This window comes from Lysobacter sp. OAE881, from assembly GCF_040546665.1.
Taxonomy (GTDB): Bacteria; Pseudomonadota; Gammaproteobacteria; order Xanthomonadales; family Xanthomonadaceae; genus Lysobacter_J; species Lysobacter_J soli.
Window position 1 is genome coordinate 320,987 of sequence record NZ_JBEPOG010000001.1, and the last position, 18,514, is coordinate 339,500.

An 18,514-nucleotide genomic window follows, 5' to 3' on the forward strand; every position below is an offset into this window, starting at 1 on the left:
TCTGCGTTACTCGGCCGGATAACCCAGGCGCTGCGCGATCGGCGTGAGCAGGTCGAATTCATCGCCCAGGGCTTCGCGGAAATGGCGCCAGTGCCCGGACTTGAAGCGCGCCGGTCCCAGCGATTCCGGCGGCGCTACCGCCACGCGGATCTGCAGCGCGTCGGCGATCGCCTGCGCCAGGCCGGTGACGTCGTCGGCGATGTCGTCGAGCTTGAGCAGGCGATGCGGGAACAGGTCCTGCTCATGCAGATCGGCCACCTGCGACAGCGTCTGCGCAAGCCAGCGCGCGCCGGCTTCGGGCGAGGTCAGGGCATACGGCACCGGCGATCCGAAGGCAAGCCAATCCAGCAGCATGTCGCGCGGATCGCGCACGGCGATCATCACGATCGCCTCCGGCAGGTGCGGGCGCAGGCCGAGCAGCAGCGCGTTGTCCCACCACAGCAGCCAGTCGAAGACATTGCCGTCGGGGATGCCGCGCGAAGGGAGCGCGGCGCGCCACAGTTCGACCATGTAAGCCGGTGTCGAGCGAGCCGTCGAGCAGGCCCGGCACGGTCGTGTAGCGCTGCATCGGATCGTTCGGCGGCTGCGCGCCGAAGCGGTCGGGGCGCAGCGGCGCGCCGGCCTCGTCCAGGGTGATCGCAAGCCGCTCCACGAGCGAACCCGGCGCGCCCCACAGCAACAGAACCGCAGCCGCCGGATCGGGCAACGGTGCCAGTTCGGGCAGGCGCGGCGTGGCCTTGCTGATCTCGGGCAGCGGCAGGCGCTGGTCGACGACTTCGGCGTGCAGCTCGGCCCAGGTCGCAGCGGCCGCATCCGGCTGGCCCGCGACGTCGAGGCAGCGGCCGAGCAACTGGCGCAGCGTGCGCTTCACGTTCGGATCCGGCGCCTGCGCGATGAGGTTCGCCACGCGATCGACGGCGGCGTCGGGGTCGCGCTTGAGCAGGCCGTCGATCAGGCGAAGTTCGGCCTGCGAGTGGCCCGGCTGCAGTTCGGTGATGCGACGGGCGATGTCCATGGCCGCGTCCGACTCGCCGGCCTGGTCGTGCAGCGTGCCCTGCGCTTCCAGTGCGGGAACGAAATCCGGCATCGCCGTGCGCCAGCGTTCGATCACGCCGCGCGCGCCGTCACTGGCGAATTCCTCGAACAGCAGGCGTGCGCGCCAGAGGTCCGCGTTCTCGACGTGGTCTTCCAGCGCGGCGTCGAGCGTCGTGCGGGCTTCGTCGAGCAGGCCCTGGCGACGCCAGGCTTCCAGCAGCGGCAACAGGTTGCGGCGATCCAGCGGCTGCGCGGCGAAGGCCTGCCGCAGTCGCGGCAGGGCACGCTCGTTGCGGCCGGCTTCCAGTTCCAGCTCGCCGACGAGGCGATGCATCGGCGCCGTCGCGTTTTCGCCGTCCAGCAGCGGCGCCAGTTCGTCGGCCGCCTCGCCCGGACGGCCCTGGCGGCGCAGCAGGTCGGCGACCAGCAGGCGCAGCGGACGCGAGGACGGATCCTGTTCCAGCTGGGTGCGGAAGGCCTGTTCGGCGAAGGCGAAATGGCCCTTGGCGAGGTAGGCGAAGCCCAGCGCGTGGCGCAGCTGCGGATCGTTCGGAGCGCGTTCGGCGGCGGCGCTGATCAGCGACAGGGCGCGGTCGACGTCGCCGCGGCGCATGGCGACGCCGCCTTCCAGCGCGGCCACGTGCGGGTGGTCGGGTGCGATGCGCGATGCGGTGCGCGACAGACGCTCGGCTTCGTCCAGGTCGCCACGAGACAGGGCGAGGTGGCCCTGGATGATGTAGGCGGGAAACTGGTTCGGATCCAGTCCCGTAGCCCGCGCCAGCGCGGCCTGGGCCTCGTCCAGCTGGCGCTCGTGGAGCAGCAGGCCAGCGCGCTCGAGGTGCAGATCGGAATCTTCCGGCGCCAGCGCGATGGCCTGGTCGATCGCGGAGAGGGCGGCCTCGCGGTCGCCGCCCAGGCGCAGCGCGGCGGCGAGCAGCCGGTGCGAGGTGGCGTCCTGCGGCTGCGCGGCGACGACCTCGCGCGCGGCGGCCAGCGCTTCGGGGGCGGCGCCGCGGCGCAGGGCATCGATGATGGGTTCGTACATGACTACTCGGACGCTCGGGCGAAAGCGTCGATTGTAGCCGCATGCCCCGGCCCTTCCGGGCGCTCGGGATTTCCGGCAAACCCGCCGGACTGCCGCGTCAGCGGACGAATGGACCCCGTGCGCGCATCGGCGCCGGCATCGGCGACGGACCGTAGTAACCGGGGCCATAGACGGCGCCGGGACCGAACACCGGACCATCGCTGCGGCCGACGTTGATGTCGATGTTGACGTGGTTCGTGTCGCCGTCGTCGGTGGTGTAGGTCTTGTCCAGGTTGAGGTTCACCGCCTGCCAGTTGCTGGTGCCGGTGTTCTTCGAATAACCGATCCCCGCTTCGACGGCGCCATGCACCTGCCAGTCGTTCTTCGTGGACGCTTCCGCCTCGGCCGGCGTGATCGGCCGCCACGCCCCCGGCGGATCGTTGCCGTAGTTCACGTCGGGATCGGTGCTGGCGAAATGGATGCGTTCGGCCGGCACGCTCAGGTCGAGCGCGGGCGACTCGGCTTCGTCCTGCGCCATCGCGGCGGCGCTGGCGAATATCGCGAAGAGGACGACGGCGGCGCGGAAGGCATCGCGTTTCATGTCACAACCCCTGTGGAAGCGGCAGACGATCGTCGGCCGACAGCGCGACGCTAGCAACGCCGGCTTGAACGCGGGCTGTCGGCGACCGGGCATTTTCTTGTCACGAACGACACGCAGTGACGCATGCGACAAACCGCGCCGCTCACTGCGGGCGTGGCAGCCGTTCGCTGATGCGCCCGGCGATCCAGCGCTCGGCGAAGCCGTCGAGCTTCGCGCTCTGCAGGAAGCCGCAATGGCCGCCCCACGGCGAGATTTCCAGCTCCGTGTCGGGCGGCAGCTGCAGCTTGTGGAAGCCGTCGACGGGAATGACCGGGTCGTCCGCCGCCATCAGGATGCTCGCAGGCACCTGCAGCCCGGCGAGGCGATCGCCGGCAATGGAGTACCCGTCGAAATAGCGCTCGAGCGTGCCGAATTCGGTGTGGCGTTCGACCATCCACTGCGTGAGCGGGCGCATGCGAAGGCCCAGCACCTGGTCGTCGAACGCGTGCGTCTGCGGGAACAGCGCGCGCTTGCGCGCGAGCGAGCCGCGCCACTTGCGCTCGAAATACCACAGGTACACCGGCAGGCCCTGTTCCATCGAATCCATCGTGCGCGCGGGATCGAGCACCGGGCACACCGCCGCGACGTGCACCAGCGGCACGCCCGCGGTGGGCGCGCGCAACGCCAGGCGCAGCGCGAAGTTGCCGCCGAGCGAATAACCGGCAACCGCGAGCGGGCGGTCGGGATACAGCCGCGCGACTTCCGCCGCCGCGCGCACGACCTCGTCGATGCGGTTGGAGTGGAACAGGCCTTCGTTGAGGTGGTGCGTGTTGCCGTGGTCGCGGAAGTTGAGGCGGAACACCTCGAAGCCTTCGCGCAGCAGTTCGGCCGCGGTCAGGCGCATGTAGCTGGAATCGACGCTGCCTTCCCAGCCGTGCAGCAGCATCACCAGCCCGCGCGAGGGCGTGCCGGGCAGCGCGGTGTGGACGCCTTGCAGGCGCGCGTCCTCGCCTGCCTCGATGGTGTGGACCGTGCTGACCGCATTCAGCTGCGCGAGGCTGCGTTCGCCATGGCGGCGACGCAGCGGACTGGAGCCGAGCACCGATTGCACGTGCGCATTGCGCAGCCAGCGAGGCGGGCGGTAGTCGGACGCATTCAGCATGCCGGGGACCATGGCGCGGTTTTCGGTTGCTCGCACGGAAGCCTTACTCCTGCAAACGTGAAGTTCAGCTCTTCATGGCCTCGATGATCCGCGTGCGCGCGGTTTCGGCGATGCGGCGACGACCTTCGGTCTGCGCCGGCAGGATCGGTTCGAGGAAATGCACTTCCGCCAGTCGCGGCGGCTCGCCCAGCAGGCGCAGGAAATTCGCCAGGAAACTCTCGCCGGGCTGGAACGCCACCACGTGCTGCGCGTCGCCGTGTTCGCCGTAGCGCAGCGCGACCGGCTGCACCGGCACGCCGGCTTCCACCGCGGCCAGGAAGATGCGGGCGTGGAACGGGCCGATCTCGCGGCCGCCGCGCGTGCCGCCTTCGGGGAACACGCCGATCGAGCGGCCCTCGCGCAGGCGACCGAGCATCTCGTGCAGCACGCCGCCGAGCGATTCGGTGCTGCCGCGGGCGTGGAAGATGGTTTCGCCGCGCGAGGCGAGCCAGCCGACGACCGGCCAGCTGGCGATCTCGCGCTTGGCGACGAAGCCCATCATGCGCTGGCTGTGCAGCGTCTCGATGTCGATCCAGCTCACATGGTTGGCGACGAACATCGCCGCGCCCGGCAGCGGCTGGCCGATGCGGCGCAGGCGGAAACCGAAGATCCACATCAGCCCGGCGGACCACGCGCGGATGGCGCGGTGTTCCAGCGACTCGTCGCCGATGCGCACGTTCTCCAGGAACGGCACGGCGGTGAGCAGCGTCAGCGGCAGGTCGACGAACACGTGCCACAGCAGCAGCGGCACGCGGACGAGATAACGGAGCGCGCGCGCGGCGGGCGCCGTGGTCGGCGCCGTCGCGCCGGCGTGGGGGGACGGCGCATTCATTGAACGCACGATACCGAAGCCGCGGTGTCGCCACCAGCGTCATGGGCGGGATGCGGCGTTGGTTCCAGACAGGTTCCGCAATGCGCGGGCGCCGGGCCCGCCGGCACACGCGACTGCGCGCGCGGAATCAGGGGCGCGCGATCACCGCGAGCGTGATGCGTGAGACGCACACCAGGCGATGGCGTTCGTCCTCGATGCGGATCTCCCACACCTGCGTGCGGCCACCCACGTGCAGCGGGCGCGCGGTGCCGGTGACGGTGCCCTCGCGCACGCCGCGCAGGTGGTTGGCGTTGATCTCGATGCCGACGCAGGCTTCGTCCTCGCCGACGCAGAGCATGCCGGCGCTGCTGCCGAGCGTTTCGGCCAGCAGCACCGACGCACCGCCGTGCAGCAGGCCGTACGGCTGCCGGGTGCGTTCGTCGACGGGCATGGTGGCGCGGATGAAATCGTGTCCGACCTCGGTGAACACGATGCCCAGCGGCTCCATCGCGGTGTTGCGCGAGAGCGCGTTGAGGGTGCCCAGGTCGGGCGGGGTGCGGAAGGGGGAGCGTTGCGTGTCCATCGCGACACCTTAGCCGAGCGGCGGGCAAAACGGCTTGCCGGGGAAGTCCAGACAAAAAAGGGGCCCGGAGTCAGTGCGTCGTCACGGAGAGAGTCCGACGCACCGGCTGCGGGCCAGGGGGAACGAGGATGTAGGTCTGGTCTGCGCGCTGGGCGGGTCCTGCATGGGTACGGTCACGGGGGAGAGCGGGGCGGCTCAGGGGTGGAGCTTTGGGACACCGCGATCGCTCATGCGCAGCGGAAGCGCGGCTGCATCCAGTCCTGGGCGTAGCGGCGGGTGGTGGCGTAGCCGCTGCTGTTGCCGTAGCCCACACCGAAGTCGCGTTCGCGATGGATGTGGCGCACCGGCAGCGGGACGACATTCGCGCTCGGGGCGTTGGGGCGGGTCGGGATGGCAAAGAAGGCGTTCATGGCGGTGTCCTGGCGTTCGGTACTGCGTGGTGCTGCGGGGTGCCTGGGATCAGGCAAAGCGGAAGCGCGGCGGCGCCCACTCGGTCGTGTAGCGGCGGTTGCTGGCGTAGCCACTGCTGGAGCCGTAGCCGACGCCGAAATCGCGTTCGCGGTGGTTGCGCGACGGGGCGTTCATCAGGGCCAGCGGGGAAACCGGGGCGGACTTGGCGGACGGGGCGAAAGTATTGAGGGCGTTCATGGCGGGTCCTTCGTGGGGTGGGTTAGTGCGTCGGTGTGTTGGTAAAGTACAACACCATATCCATTCCGCCATGGGCCAGAAGTCACCCCACCGAAGACCTACCTGGCTGGGGCACCGCCGTAGCGGGAACTCGCTGATATAGATGGACATTTCGGCGCTTCCGTTGCCATGACTGATGGCAGGGGTGGCATGGCGGCACGCGCGAATGCGCCTCCGGCTCTCGGACCGGGACGAGAGGGAGGGTGAAGACCGTCACATTCAGGAAGCTGTCTGGAGCGGGCCAGATGGGGGTCAACGCGGCCACTGCGCGAAAACCGACCTGATCCGGGCGGTCACGCGCTCTTGCGAGGGTGAGGCGGCCAGACCGCCTCAGAGAATCGGCGCGAGCCCCGCCCCGAATGCGGTGAAGATCCGCGTCGTGATCGACTTCATGCCCGCCGCCACTTCCGGGAAATCACCCACCGGCTGGTAGCAGGCGCGGAAATCCGGATCGCTCGGCAGCAGCGGCTGCGGGCATTGCTCGCTGGCGACGAACTCGTAGCTGGTCGCGTAGCGCATCGGCCATAGGTCGAGGATCGGCATCGCCTCGAACATCTTGCCGATGGAGTAGTTGAGTCCCGAAAACACCGGCGGCTTGTCGCGTCGCGCGATCACCCACGAGTTGGCCGGCGCGATGTCGCGCCAGATGCTGGCGCGCAGCGCCTGGGCGAACTCGCGATCCTCGATCACCACCGCGCTTTCGGTGTTGTAGTGATCGCCGCGCGGATCGAAGTTGTGCGTGCCGACGACGCCGATGCGCCCGTCGATCACCATCGACTTCGCATGCAACCCGATGCGAACGCCGGCGCGCTTGAGCGGCACGGGCTGGTTGGCGCGGCGGGTGCTGTAGCGCAGTGCGCTGTATTCGCGCGACAGCGCGCGCTGGTACTGCGCACGCTCGACGGTGCTGCGGCGGTCGTAGCGATCGCGCAGTTCGCGGTGCGCCTGGCCCAGATCGACCGGCGCGGCCTGCGCATCGTCGCGCTCCGTGGATGCCGCATTGCCGCCGCTCTCGCCGGTGAGCGCGCGGCTGGGCGAGATCGAGCCCGTGCCTGCGTCGGCGTCGGCATCGGCATCGGTGTTGGCCTCGTCCGGCAGCAGATCGGGCAGCGTCGCGCCGGTCGTGGCGATGTCGATCGGTGCGTCCAGCGGGAAGGGCTTGTACTCGAAGATGTTGAAGCCCAGCTCGCGCAGGTAGCGGCGCTTGTACTTGTACGAGAGCGCGTAGGCGATGAACGCGTCGGTCGCGGCCAGGCTGTTGGTGGAGATGATGATCTTCGGGCGCTCGTCGTACGGACGCGCGTGCAGCTGGCGGAACATGTCCTGCGCGGCGTCGGACAGCACGAGGTACGGCGTCTGCAGCACCACTTCCTGCTGCGCCGATTCGATCAGCCCGCGCAGCGAACCGGACGCCACGGCCTGTTGTTCGGCGTTGATGGCGCGGTGCTTTTCCGGCGTGTCGGAGATGTAGCGCACCTCGCCCACGCGCATCGCGCGCGAGACGAGGCGTTCTTCGATCAGCGCACTGTCGGCGGCGTCGCGTCGCATGACCTCCGCACGCTCCGGGCGCTCGAAATGCGACGGCGGCAGCGCGGGCACGCCATCGGCGAGCAGGCGGCCGCCGACGTCGTTCAGCCGTTCCACCGGCACGCTGCGGCGATCGTTCCAGAACAGCGCGAAGTCATCGCGCATGACGTGCGCGACCGGGCCGGCGACGAGCAGGTCGCGGTCGCGGAAGTTGTACTCGTCGTCCCAGTCGTAATAGTCGTCCTGGTAATTGCGCCCGCCGGTGATGCCGACCGCGCCATCCACCAGCAGCAGCTTGGTGTGCATGCGCTGGTTGAGCGTGCGCCAGCAGCACGCGGCGGCGAGCGCGTACTGCGGATAAGTGATCTGCGCGCGACCGAGCACGGGGCTGTACAGCTTCAGCTCGAAATTGACGTGCGCGCCGGCCAGCGCGGCGAGCGTGTCCACATGCTTGAGCGCGGACAGCTGGTCGATCAGCACGCGCACGCGCACGCCGCGACGCGCGGCGGCGAGCAGTTCGTCGAGCACCAGCCGGCCGGCGTCGTCCTCGTCGAAGATGTAGGTCTGCAGGTCGATGGCGGTGGTTGCGCTGCGGATCAGGTTCACGCGCGCGAGCAATGCGTCGGGGCCGCGGTCGAGGATCAGCGCGTAGTGTGCCGGCGCGTCGGGCGTGGACTGCGCGAACGCGCGTCCGGCGAGCGCACGCAGTGGCGACCGCTGGGCACAGGCGTCCGGCTGCGTGCAGTCGACCTGCGTCGAACGTGCCTGCACCACGCGTTCGGTGGCCGCGTCGCGTTGGGCGTTGGACAGCGATGCGCACGCGCCGAGCGCGAGCGACAGCACGGCCACGCAGAGTCGTACGACCGGCTTCACTGTGCGGTCTCGACCAGGCGGACGCGGAGCATGAAGCGCACGCGATCGGCCAGCGCGAACTGCCAGCCGTCCAGGCCGTAGTCCTCGCGGCTGATGCTGCCGGTGGCGAGCACGTCGCAATCGCGGCCGGGGCGTTCGCACTCGGCCTTGGCAAGCATGAAGGTTTCCATGCGCGTCACGCCGTGCATCGACAAGCGGCCGCGCATGCGCCCGCCGGTGCGGACGAGCGTGTCCGGATGCGGTTCGGAAACGAACTCGATGTAGGGATAGTGCTGTGCATCGAAGAAATTCGGCCCGCGCGCGAGCGCGGTGTAGCGATCGGAGCCGGAGACGACCACGCCGCCGGTGCGCAACACGATGCGCACGCGATGGCGGCCGTCGGCCAGGGTGGAGACTTCACCTTCGTACTGCGGGAACTGCCCCGACACGCGCTGGCCCCAGCGCGTGCGCAGCTCGAAGCCGAAGCGGGTGTGGTGCGGATCGAAGGTGCGGGAAGACGCGGTGGGGATGGGCTCGGGAAGCGCGACCGTTTCCTGCGCCCATGCCGGCCAGATGGCCAGCAGGCACGGCAGCAGGAAGCGGGCGAGGCGCGGTCGGCGTTCCCTCACGGCCACCAGAAGGCGCTGAGCTGCGCCACGCCGGGCTCCAGCCCGGCGTCGGCGGGCACCGACAGCACCGCGATGCCGCCCGGCGGCATCCCGCGGTAATCGCCCGACTGCCCGCTGTGCAGCAGCGCCGCCAGCCGTTCCAGCCCCGGGTTGTGGCCGACCAGCATCAGCCGTTCGGCTTCGCGGTGGGTGTCGGCCAGCGAGATCAGCGTGCCGGGCGTGGCTTCGTAGATCGACGGCTCGATGCGCTGGTCGACGTAGCCGATGGCGGCGAGCACCGCTTCCAGCGTCTCGCGCGTGCGGCGCGAGGGCGAGCAGAGGATGCAGTCGGGGACCAGCTTGTTTTCTGCCAGCCAGCGACCGGCGGCTTCGGCCTCGGCGAGGCCTTCGGCCGAGAGCGGGCGGTCCAGGTCGGCCTGTCCGGTGGCGGCGGGCTCCGCGTGGGCGTGGCGTAGCAGGATCAGTTCACGCATGCGCGGGCGACTCCGGTTTGGCGAGGGCGGGCAGGATCATGGGCGCCATTATCACGTAACGACGTGATGGCTCAGGCTTTCCTCAGCCATTTGAGCAAAGGCTGCCAATCGTCCTGGTGGTCGCGTACCTGGGCGGAGTGGTAGTCGAACAGGCTCTTCCCCAGCCCGGTCAGCACCACGTAGGCCTGGCTGTCGCGCAGTTGCGCCACCACCGGATACGGCCAGGCGGCGAGCAGCTCCAGCGCCTGCTGGGACGCGTTCGTCCACGGCTTGAGCTTGTTGCCGACCAGCCCGACGCGAAGCTGGCCCTTGCGCACGCGCGGGTGCCTGGCGAGCGAATCGAGGAACGGCACCGTCGCCTCGATGTCCAGCGCCGAAGGCTGGACGGGCACGACGACGGCGTCAGCTTCCTCGAGGAAGGCGTCGAGGTCGTCGGCCATCGCGCCGGCGGCGGCGTCGATCACCAGCCGCTGCGTGTCGTCGGGCAACTGCTTGCGCCAAGCCTTGCGGCGGGTGCCGTCGAGCGGGAGCACGGCGCTGTCCAGCCCGGCCCGGCGCTGCGCCCAGCGGGTGGAGGATTCCTGCGGATCGGCATCGACCAGCGCGGTGCGCAGGCCGTCGAGCGCCGACTGTGCGGCGAGGTGCGTGGCGATCGTGGTCTTGCCCACGCCGCCCTTGGAACTGGCCACCAGCACGGTCTTCATGCGGACTCCCTCTGGATGGAAGCCGCAGCGTACACGGGGCCGGGCGACGGAACCATGCGCCGGACGGCGATCAGCCGGGTGGCCTGACCGGCTGTCCGAGAATGCGGTCACGTTGCTGCGGATCCTTGGGCAACCAGTCCGGCGGCATCCGTCGGCCATTCGCCCGCAACCATTCCTCCACCGCGAGGTAATCCCCGCGTTCGAACAGGGCGCGCTGGAGTTCTGGTCCCGGCGTCGGCGGCGACCCCATCACCGTCCACAGCGTGACGCGGTACCGCTCTGCCCATGCCGGCCGCGCCGTACCGTCGGCAAGTTCAGTCATCAACCCCGTCGCGATCATTCGCGGGAATGCGCTGTTGCCGTCGGCCATGCGCGTGAGGACGCTGCGGCAGGTGGCAATGCGCCCGGGCGGCTGCGGCATCCGGCAGGCATCGTGCAGCCGGGCAAAAGGCGGCATGTCGATCCACGATTGCCCGGCGGCCAGCATCAGGCGCACTTCGCGGTCGTCCAGGCGCGGGCCCGGTCCGAATCCGGCGCGGGCGCGAAGGTACGCGTCCACTTCACGGGATCGGGCCGGAAGCGGCAACGTCGCCATCTGCGCCTCGAGCATGCGTTCGGCTACACCGAAGTGCGTGTCATAAGTGGAGGCCTGCGCGGCGCGACGCAGGTATCTGTCGAACGCCGCTTCGTCGCCACGCCCGGTCCGGTCGCCCGCGAGCAGCCAGACGGCGGCATTGTCCGGTTCCAGCCGCTGCAACCTTTCGATCGCGCCACCTGCGTCGCAGGCGGTCGCCTCGGCCGGGCATCGCGTGGCCTCCAGCCATGCGATCTCGACGTCGTCCGGTGCCATCTCCGCGGCCAGCGCGAGTGCCGCGTCGACCTGCCGCTGCACGGCGTCGGTGTTCCCGTTGCCCAGCGCCGGGGCGAACAGGGCCGTGGTCAGCACGCCGCGGGCCGTTGACTGCATCGAAGGCGAAGCGAGCCATTCCGCCATCGCGGCGCGAAGTGCGGCCTCCCAGCGTTGTCCTTCCGTGGAAGAAACCAGGGGCGCGTCCGATGCGCCTCCCGGGTTGGAAGGTCGCGATCGTCCAGAGACCGCTGCGACGGTGGACACAGGCGCAGCGGTTTCCCGCATGGGCGCGCCGGCAGAGGCAGGCGAGGCGCCCGGGTGGTCGCAAGCCGTCGTCGCACAAACGATCAGGACCCAAAGGAAGCCGGCACGCATCAGAACCCCCCGTTCGCCCACAGTGGCAAGGTCAGCAACGAAAGAAGCAAGCCGTACCCCACCATCGCCGCCGCCAGCCGCGGCGCCAGCCCGTGGGCGATGGCGAGCGCGCCGGCCGTGACCATCGAGGGCATCGCGGCTTCGAGCACGGTGACGCGGGCCATCGATCCGTGCAGGTTCAGCACGGGCACCAGCAGCAACGCGAGCGCTGGCATCACCGCGAGCTTCAGCACCAGCGGCGGCCAGCGGCTTGAGTTCGTCGCGCGGCAGGGCGAAACGTACCGACAGGCCGATGGTCAGCATCGCCAGCGGCAGCAGGGCGTCGGACAGTCGCTGCAGTCCGCCGTCGATCCACGCCGGCGGATCGGCCGGCATCACCGTGAAACCGGCCAGCAGCGCCCACAGCGGCGGGAACTTCGCCACGCGCAGCGCCATCTCGCGCGCGGACGGCGTGTGTTCGCCACCGTAGCGCGCCAGCGCCCACAGGCCGAACGTCGACAGGATCAGGAACGTGCCGAACTGGTCGTAGACCACCGCGTACGGCAGCGCGTCATCGCCGACAAGCGCGCGCGTCAACGGATAACCAAGGAAGCTGGTGTTGCCGAGCGCGACGGTGAGCAGCAGCACGGCGGTCTCGTCGCGCCGGAACTTCAGCCAGCGCGACAGCGCGCCGACCAGCACGACCGTCGCGCCGAGCAGCAGCCACGGAACGGCGATCACGCCCAGCAGCGCCGCCTCCAGATGCAGTCGCGGCACGTAACGCAGCACCGCCGCCGGCAGGCAGACGTACAGCACGATCAGGTTGAGCGTGCGCGCCGCGTCGCCGGGCAGCACGCGCAGCCGCTGGAAGAGATAGCCCAGCGCCAGCATCGCCAGCACGAGGGCGAAGGCGTCGAAGGCCATGCGTGATCCCGTGTTCGAACCGCCATGGTGGCCACTGCACGGCGCCGGCTCAAGCTCGACCATTGGGTATGATCGCTGCTCCGACACGGACGCCGCGAGCACGATGACCGACCTGCAGGACCTCACCGCGCTCATCCGCGCCAACACCCCGCTCATCGTCATCGAAACGCGCGACGAAGGCCGCGTTGTCGAACTCTTCCGCCAGGCACTGATGCACGTGTGGCGCGCGCTGCATCGGTGGTCGATCACCGAAGGCCTGCGCCGCATCGACCTGGACCGCGAGGATCCGGCCGAAATCGCGCCCGATGCGTCCAACACGCTGCAGGCGATCCGCAACGCCGAACAGCGCGGCATCTACCTGCTGCTCGATTTCCATCCGTACCTCGGCTACGCCGGCACGCAGCGGCAGCTGCGCGACATCCTGCAGCGCCGCGACTGCGAGCCGCACGTGCTGGTGCTGGTCGGTCACAAGGTCGAATTGCCAGCCGAACTCGAATCGCTCGCCGTGCGTTACACGCCGCGCCTGCCCGATGCGAATGCGCTGCTCAAGCTGGTGCGCGAGGAAGCGGAGAACTACGCGAAGGAGCACGGCGGTCGTCGCGTCGAAGCCGACGGCGAGGCGGTGCAGCAGATCGTGCGCAACCTGCGCGGGCTCGATCCGATCGACGCGCGCCGCATCGCCCGCCAGCTGATCTTCAACGACGGCGCGCTCGGCCCGGGCGACCTGCCGGAGCTGGCAAAGCTCAAGTTCGAACTGCTCAACCGCAGTGGGCATCTTCATTACGAGTACGACACCGCGCGCATGGACGACGTCGCCGGCGCGTCGCGCTTCAAACGCTGGGTGCAGCAGCGGCGCGACGTGTTCGTCAGTGGCGAGGCGCCGGTGGGCCTCGACCCACCGAAGGGCGTGTTGTTGCTGGGCGTGCAGGGTTGCGGCAAGTCCATGCTCGCCAAGGCGGTCGCGGCGGGCTTCGGCGTGCCGCTGGTGCGATTGGATTTCGGCACGCTGTACGACAAGTTCCATGGCGAGACCGAGAAGAACCTGCGCGACGCGCTGTCGTCGGCAGAACAGCTCGAGCCGTGCGTGCTGTGGATCGACGAGATCGAGAAGGGCCTGGCGAGCGATGGGGGCGACAGCGATGGCGGCGTGTCGCGTCGCGTGCTCGGCTACCTGCTCACGTGGATGGCCGAACGCAAGTCGCGCGTGTTCCTGGTCGCCACCGCGAACCAGATCGAAGCGCTGCCGCCGGAGCTGCTGCGCAAAGGCCGGTTCGACGAGATCTTCTTCGTCGACCTGCCCGGTGCTGCCACGCGCGAGGCGCTGTTCGCCTTGCACCTGCGTCGTCGCCAGCTCGATCCGGCGACGTTCGACCTCGCCGGTCTTTCGTCCGCGAGCGACGGCTTCTCCGGCGCCGAAATCGAGCAGGCCATCGTAGCCGCGCTGTACGCCGCGCATGCAGCGAAGGCGCCGCTCAACGATTTCATGCTGCGCGCCGAGCTGAAGCAGACGCGCCCGCTCTCGGTACTGATGGGCGAACGCGTGCAGGGCCTGCGCGAATGGGCGCAGGGGCGCACGGTCCCGGCGGACTGACGCGATCGCCGCAAGCGTGACCTCCGGGCCACGCGCGCGGCGCGCACTGGCAGGAACATGCGGCGAACTCCCGCGGAGCTTCGCCATGGTGCGCGCCGTCCATCGTGTCCTCGTTGCCGTACTGGCGGTCTGCATCGGCTTGTTTGCTGTCGCGCGAGGCAGCGAACCCGCGCCGCTGCCGACACCGCAGGACGGCTATTTCCAGGCCATCACGCGCGTCGTCGACGGCGTATGGCTGATCGCGCAGTCGCAGCCGTTCCAGGTGCAACCCATCGGCAACGTGGTCGTGATCGAGCAGTCCGACGGCCTCGTCCTCATAGACGGCGGCGGTTCGCCCGGCGCGGGACGTCGCATCGTCGAACTCGTGCGTTCGGTCAGCGGCAAGCCGGTGAAGGCCGTCGCGATCACGCACTGGCACGGCGACCACGTGCTCGGTCTGTCGACGATCGTGCAGGCGTGGCCGGCGGCGGAGATCATCGCGACCGACATCACCGACGCGCACCTGCGCGGGCGTTCGATGAAGGCGTATCCGAAAGGCGCGCCGGACGCGACGCTGCAGGCCGCATTCGACCAGCGCCTCGATGGTGCGGATGGATTCGTGCGCGATTCGCTCGCGAAGAGCGATCTCTCCGCGCGCGAACGCGAAGGCTTCGAGGCGGCGCAGCGGCTGTTCGCGCAGTACCGCAAAGACACGCGCGACGTCGTGCTCGCGCTGCCCACGCGCACGTTCGTCGATACGTTGAAGCTCGACGATGCGACGCGTCCGGTCGAACTTCGCCACTTCGGTCGCGGCAACACCGATGGCGACCTCGTCGCGTGGCTGCCGCGCCAGCGCGTGATGGCGACGGGCGACCTGCTCGTCGCGCCGATCCCGTTCGGCTTCAATGCGTATCCGGCGGACTGGCAACGCACGTTGCGCGAGATGCAGGCGATGCATCCGGCCGTGTGGCTTCCCGGTCACGGCGCGGCGATGCGGGGCGACGCCTACGTGTCGTGCGTGATCGACCTCATCGGCCACACGCGCGAGGCGGTCGCGCCGCTGGTGAAGCAGGGCGTCACGCTGGACGAAGCGAAGAAACGCGTCGACCTGTCCGCCGATCGCGCGCGCTTCGTCGGCGACGATCCGTGGCTGGTACGCTGGTTCGATCGCTACTGGACGCAGCCTTTCACCGACGCCGCCTGGCGCGAAGCGAAGGGCGAGCCGATCGAACAGGGCGAGGGTTGATCAGATAGCCGCGAGGTCGAAGGAAATGCTGATACGCTCGCCCGCACCCGCGTATGGCAGCGTGCGATGGAACAGGTACGACGGGAACAGCAACAGCGTGCCGACCTTCGGGCACACGCGACGCAATGCGGCGTCGGGTGGCTGCGGCAGGCTCGCGAAGGGCCGTCCGAATTCGATCCAGCCGGCATGCGTGTCGTCGTCGTCGCGGATCGCCGGTGGAAGTTCGACGTAATACGCGCCGGACAACCACGAATCCTCGTGGATGTGCGTGTCGATGAAACCGCGCTCGGCGGCCTGCGTTGCCCACACGTGCACGCGATAGCGCTCGGGCACGTTGCGGAGGAAGACATCGCCAGACAGCGCGTCGTCGTCGAGCGACGCTTCGGCAACATGCGCATCGCGCGCCTGTGCGATGAAGGCGTCGACCGCCTCGCGCAGACGCTGCTCGAAGCCGACGATGGCCGGCGTGCGATCCATCAGCAGGTCGCCGCTGAGGTACGCGTTGCGCGCCGCCAGCCCGGCCGGTTCCCAGCGTTGCTGGCTGTGGCGACGGATGTCGTCGGCGAGTGCGGCATTGAACGCATGCGCATCGGCGAAGCCGTCCGGCGTCGGCAGTTCGATTGCATGCACATGCCGATGCAGGCCGAGCCATTGCGTCGCACGGTCGGCATCATGTTGCGCGAACGCGACGCCGAGGTGCGCGATGGTCCGCTGGTCGCCCGGCGCGCGTCGCAATGCATCACGCAGCTCGTCGCGTGCGGCGTCGAGCCGGCCGTCGTGCAGCAGCGCGATGCCGTGCTGGCGATGCAGCGTCGGCGATTCCACGCCAGCGGCTAGCGCTCGCGCGTACACGTCGACCGCTTCGTGTGGCTTTCGATTGAGCTGCAATTGCTCGCCGAGCGTATCGATGATGCCGATATCTCGCGGCGCGAGTTCCAGTGCACGCCGCGCATGAGCTTCGGCGCCGGCGTGGTCGTCGAGCTTGCGCGACAGGATCGCCGCATCGCGATGCGCCTGTGCGAGCGACGGATCCAGCTGCAGCGCGCGCACCGCGTGCTGCAGGCCTTCCTGCAGCGAGGCGCGATCGAACAGGTTCGACAGCAAGGCTGCCAACGCCTGGTGCGCGCCCGCATCGGGATTGAGCTGCAACGCGTTGCGTGCGGCCGAGATCGCGGCGACGTAGTCCTGCCGCTTGCCGTGCGCGGCGGCGAGGTTGTTCCAGGCCTCCGCCCAGTCCGGTTTCAGGCGCGCGGCGGTTTCGAAACCCGACGCTGCCTGCGCGTAGTCGCCTGCGTTGAAGGCAGCGGTGCCGTAACGAAACGCGGCGCGGGGCTCCTGCGGCAGGCGCTGCATCGCCAGCGCCAGCGACGCGAGCGCGGCGCCGAATTCGCCCGCGTTCAACTGCAAGGTGCCGAGGTCCAGCGCGGTCGCCCCGTCGTCCGGACGCAGCGCCAGCGCTCGCTGCAAGGCGTGGCGCGACGTCGTCGGATCACCCAGCGCCTGCAGCGTCATCGCGTACAGGCGCCACGCGTCGAACGACTGCGGCGCCTGTCGCAGCGCGGCTTCGCAATCAGCCTTCGCGGGCGCCGGTTGTCCCTGCTGCAACGCCGCCCATGCGCGGCGCAGCAAGGGGACGACGTCGGCGCCGCTCATCTCAGTAACCTGCGGCCTGGCCGTCCTTGCGCGACTCGCTGGCGCCGACGTAGCCGCCGTTCGGATTGACCATGATCGCCTGGTAGCCGCCGTAGGGGCCGTCGGCGAAACGCACGCTGTGGCCCTTGCGCATCAGTGCACGGACGGTTTCGTACGGGAAGCCCGATTCCAGGTCGAGCTCGCCGCCGTCGTTCATGGCGGTGACCTGACCGGTCGGCTCGGTGCTGCCGTCGTGCTGGATGCGCGGCGCGTCGCCGGCTTCCTGCAGGTTCATGCCGAAATCGACCAGGTTCATGATGATCTGCGCGTGGCCCTGCGGCTGCATCGCGCCGCCCATCACGCCGAAGCTCAGCCACGGCTTGCCGTCCTTCGTCGCGAAGGCCGGAATGATGGTGTGGAACGGACGCTTGCCCGGCGCGAACGAGTTCGGGTGGCCTTCCTTCAGCACAAACTGCTCGCCGCGGTCCTGGAAGATGAAGCCCAGGCCGGGAGGCGCCATGCCGCTGCCCATGCCGCGGTAGTTCGACTGGATCAGCGAGACCATCATCCCGTCCGCGTCGGCGACGGTCATGTAGATCGTGTCCCCTTCGTTGAGCTGCGGGATCACGCCCGGCTCGACGGCCTTGGCGGCCTTGTCCATCGAGATCAGCTTGCCGCGCTCGCGCGCGTACGGTTTGGAGATGAGTTTGGCCGTCGGCGTCCTGTAGAAGTCCGGATCGGCGTACGACGCGGCGCGGTCGGCGAAGGCGAGCTTCTTGGCCTCGGTGAACAGGTGCACGTGTTCGGGGCTGCCGAAACCGTAGGACTTCAGGTCGTAGGGTTCGAGCAGGTTGAGGATCTGCAGCGCGGCGATGCCCTGGCCGTTGGGCGGCAGTTCCCATACGTCGACGCCGCGGTAATTGGTGCTGACCGGCTCGACCCAGTCGCCGTGGTGCGAGGCGAGGTCCTCATAGCTCAGGAAGCCGCCGTTCGCCTTGAAGTACGCGTCGATCGTGCGTGCGATGTCGCCCTTGTAGAACGCGTCGCGGCCACCGTTGGCGATCATCGAAAGCGTGTTGGCGAGGTTGGGGTTCTTCCACATCTCGCCGGTGCGCGGGCCGCGTCTTTGACCAGGCACGTCGCCGGCGACGGTGAACTGCTCGGCGAAGCCCGGCCACTTCGACAGCGTCGGCACGCTGCGGCCCCAGTAGTACGCGATCACCTCGTGCACCGGATGGCCTTCGCGCGCGTAGCGGATGGCCGGCGCCAGGTCGTCCTTCATCGGCTTGCGGCCGAAGCGCTCGTGCAGCGCGAACCACGCGTCGACCGTGCCCGGCACCGTTACCGGCAGCGGACCGTGCGAGGGAACGTCCTTCAGGCCGCGGCGCTGGAATTCGGCCAGCGTCAGCGACTTCGGCGAACGGCCCGAGCCGTTGTAGCCGTAGAGCTTCTTCGTCTTCGGATCCCAGACGATGGCGAACAGGTCGCCGCCGATGCCGTTGCCCGTCGGCTCCATCAAGCCCAGCGCCGCGTTGGCGGCGATGGCCGCGTCCACCGCGCTGCCGCCCTGTTTCATCACGTCCAGCGCGATCTGCGTGGTCAGCGGATGCGAGGTAGCGGCGATCGCGTGCGGGGCGTAGACCTCGCTGCGGGTGGCGAAGGGCAGGCCGGTGATGCGGTCGGCGCACATGGCGGTGAAAGGCAGGCTCAGCAGGACGGAGGCGAACAGCAGGCGCATGAGGTACGGACATCCCCGGGACGAAGCCGCATCCTATCGCGACCGCCCGTACGGGATTTGCCGGTTGGAGCCTGCGGGTATCGGTGACCGATGC

The 18,514-nt window shown here is 69.3% G+C and carries 15 protein-coding genes and 2 pseudogenes; 2 read left to right on the forward strand and 15 right to left on the reverse strand.

The features are described from left to right. Window positions 1–6: 6 nt before the first annotated feature. The 13 genes and pseudogenes from ABIE51_RS01480 to ABIE51_RS01540 all read right to left on the reverse strand — a co-directional run bounded on the left by ABIE51_RS01480 (window position 7) and on the right by ABIE51_RS01540 (window position 12,234). Window positions 7–2,080, reverse strand: a pseudogene (locus tag ABIE51_RS01480) (tetratricopeptide repeat protein). Window positions 2,081–2,177: 97 nt separating this feature from the next. Beyond that, on the reverse strand, window positions 2,178–2,660 hold the full coding sequence (locus ABIE51_RS01485) for a hypothetical protein (RefSeq protein ID WP_192631967.1): 483 nt from the start codon (window positions 2,658–2,660) through the stop codon (window positions 2,178–2,180). 142 nt (window positions 2,661–2,802) lie between these two features. Further along, window positions 2,803–3,798 (reverse strand): YheT family hydrolase, encoded by a 996-nt coding sequence (locus tag ABIE51_RS01490; protein ID WP_181902821.1) that lies wholly within the window; start codon window positions 3,796–3,798, stop codon window positions 2,803–2,805. A gap of 67 nt (window positions 3,799–3,865) precedes the next feature. Continuing rightward, window positions 3,866–4,672 carry a lysophospholipid acyltransferase family protein gene (locus ABIE51_RS01495; RefSeq protein WP_115842803.1) on the reverse strand — a complete coding sequence of 269 codons (807 nt, stop codon included), beginning with the start codon at window positions 4,670–4,672 and terminating at the stop codon, window positions 3,866–3,868. Between the two features lie 127 nt (window positions 4,673–4,799). After that, window positions 4,800–5,234, reverse strand: a complete 435-nt coding sequence (locus tag ABIE51_RS01500; RefSeq protein ID WP_157028891.1) for a hotdog fold thioesterase — start codon at window positions 5,232–5,234, stop codon at window positions 4,800–4,802. Window positions 5,235–5,461: 227 nt separating this feature from the next. Then, window positions 5,462–5,644: a hypothetical protein gene (locus tag ABIE51_RS01505; RefSeq protein WP_115842801.1), complete on the reverse strand. Its 183-nt coding sequence runs from the start codon at window positions 5,642–5,644 to the stop codon at window positions 5,462–5,464. Window positions 5,645–5,693: 49 nt separating this feature from the next. Next, window positions 5,694–5,882 carry a hypothetical protein gene (locus tag ABIE51_RS01510; RefSeq protein WP_115842800.1) on the reverse strand — a complete coding sequence of 63 codons (189 nt, stop codon included), beginning with the start codon at window positions 5,880–5,882 and terminating at the stop codon, window positions 5,694–5,696. A gap of 369 nt (window positions 5,883–6,251) precedes the next feature. Continuing rightward, window positions 6,252–8,321, reverse strand: coding sequence for a phospholipase D family protein (locus ABIE51_RS01515; RefSeq protein WP_192631968.1), 2,070 nt, complete (start codon window positions 8,319–8,321; stop codon window positions 6,252–6,254). Beyond that, window positions 8,318–8,929 (reverse strand): YceI family protein, encoded by a 612-nt coding sequence (locus tag ABIE51_RS01520; protein ID WP_192631969.1) that lies wholly within the window; start codon window positions 8,927–8,929, stop codon window positions 8,318–8,320. Before ABIE51_RS01520 ends, ABIE51_RS01515 begins: the two co-directional genes overlap by 4 nt. Beyond that, entirely contained in the window at window positions 8,926–9,402 is a 477-nt protein-coding gene (locus ABIE51_RS01525) for a SixA phosphatase family protein (RefSeq protein ID WP_115842798.1), read from the reverse strand. The genes ABIE51_RS01520 and ABIE51_RS01525 overlap by 4 nt, the downstream gene beginning before the upstream one ends. Before the next feature lie 71 nt (window positions 9,403–9,473). Next, window positions 9,474–10,106: a nucleotide-binding protein gene (locus ABIE51_RS01530; protein WP_192631970.1), complete on the reverse strand. Its 633-nt coding sequence runs from the start codon at window positions 10,104–10,106 to the stop codon at window positions 9,474–9,476. A gap of 70 nt (window positions 10,107–10,176) precedes the next feature. Continuing rightward, window positions 10,177–11,100 carry a hypothetical protein gene (locus ABIE51_RS01535; protein WP_192631971.1) on the reverse strand — a complete coding sequence of 308 codons (924 nt, stop codon included), beginning with the start codon at window positions 11,098–11,100 and terminating at the stop codon, window positions 10,177–10,179. A 230-nt stretch (window positions 11,101–11,330) separates the two neighbouring features. Further along, window positions 11,331–12,234 (reverse strand): annotated as a pseudogene (locus ABIE51_RS01540) (AEC family transporter). A gap of 103 nt (window positions 12,235–12,337) precedes the next feature. Here ABIE51_RS01540 and ABIE51_RS01545 point away from each other — a divergent pair. Together ABIE51_RS01545 and ABIE51_RS01550 are read left to right on the forward strand one after the other, a co-directional pair. Continuing rightward, window positions 12,338–13,825, forward strand: a complete 1,488-nt coding sequence (locus ABIE51_RS01545; RefSeq protein ID WP_192631972.1) for an AAA family ATPase — start codon at window positions 12,338–12,340, stop codon at window positions 13,823–13,825. 85 nt (window positions 13,826–13,910) lie between these two features. After that, a complete protein-coding gene (locus ABIE51_RS01550; protein ID WP_192631973.1) occupies window positions 13,911–15,050 on the forward strand; it encodes an MBL fold metallo-hydrolase in 1,140 nt (379 codons plus the stop codon). Here the strand turns inward: ABIE51_RS01550 and ABIE51_RS01555 are convergent, their stop codons facing one another. Together ABIE51_RS01555 and ggt are read right to left on the reverse strand one after the other, a co-directional pair. After that, on the reverse strand, window positions 15,051–16,703 hold the full coding sequence (locus ABIE51_RS01555) for a tetratricopeptide repeat protein (RefSeq protein WP_192631974.1): 1,653 nt from the start codon (window positions 16,701–16,703) through the stop codon (window positions 15,051–15,053). Between the two features lies 1 nt (window position 16,704). After that, on the reverse strand, window positions 16,705–18,420 hold the full coding sequence (gene ggt, locus ABIE51_RS01560; protein WP_192631975.1) for a gamma-glutamyltransferase: 1,716 nt from the start codon (window positions 18,418–18,420) through the stop codon (window positions 16,705–16,707). Between the last annotated feature and the right edge of the window lie 94 nt (window positions 18,421–18,514).

Bases quoted from the DNA above. Each gene is read 5' to 3' on its own strand.
- ABIE51_RS01485 (WP_192631967.1), bottom strand. From the start codon at position 2,660: ATGAAACGCGATGCCTTCCGCGCCGCCGTCGTCCTCTTCGCGATATTC.
- ABIE51_RS01495 (WP_115842803.1), bottom strand. From the start codon at position 4,672: ATGAATGCGCCGTCCCCCCACGCCGGCGCGACGGCGCCGACCACGGCG.
- ABIE51_RS01500 (WP_157028891.1), bottom strand. From the start codon at position 5,234: ATGGACACGCAACGCTCCCCCTTCCGCACCCCGCCCGACCTGGGCACC.
- ABIE51_RS01505 (WP_115842801.1), bottom strand. From the start codon at position 5,644: ATGAACGCCTTCTTTGCCATCCCGACCCGCCCCAACGCCCCGAGCGCG.
- ABIE51_RS01510 (WP_115842800.1), bottom strand. From the start codon at position 5,882: ATGAACGCCCTCAATACTTTCGCCCCGTCCGCCAAGTCCGCCCCGGTT.
- ABIE51_RS01525 (WP_115842798.1), bottom strand. From the start codon at position 9,402: ATGCGTGAACTGATCCTGCTACGCCACGCCCACGCGGAGCCCGCCGCC.
- ABIE51_RS01530 (WP_192631970.1), bottom strand. From the start codon at position 10,106: ATGAAGACCGTGCTGGTGGCCAGTTCCAAGGGCGGCGTGGGCAAGACC.
- ABIE51_RS01535 (WP_192631971.1), bottom strand. From the start codon at position 11,100: ATGGCGGAATGGCTCGCTTCGCCTTCGATGCAGTCAACGGCCCGCGGC.
- ABIE51_RS01545 (WP_192631972.1), top strand. From the start codon at position 12,338: ATGACCGACCTGCAGGACCTCACCGCGCTCATCCGCGCCAACACCCCG.
- ABIE51_RS01550 (WP_192631973.1), top strand. From the start codon at position 13,911: ATGGTGCGCGCCGTCCATCGTGTCCTCGTTGCCGTACTGGCGGTCTGC.
- ABIE51_RS01555 (WP_192631974.1), bottom strand. From the start codon at position 16,703: ATGAGCGGCGCCGACGTCGTCCCCTTGCTGCGCCGCGCATGGGCGGCG.
- ggt (WP_192631975.1), bottom strand. From the start codon at position 18,420: ATGCGCCTGCTGTTCGCCTCCGTCCTGCTGAGCCTGCCTTTCACCGCC.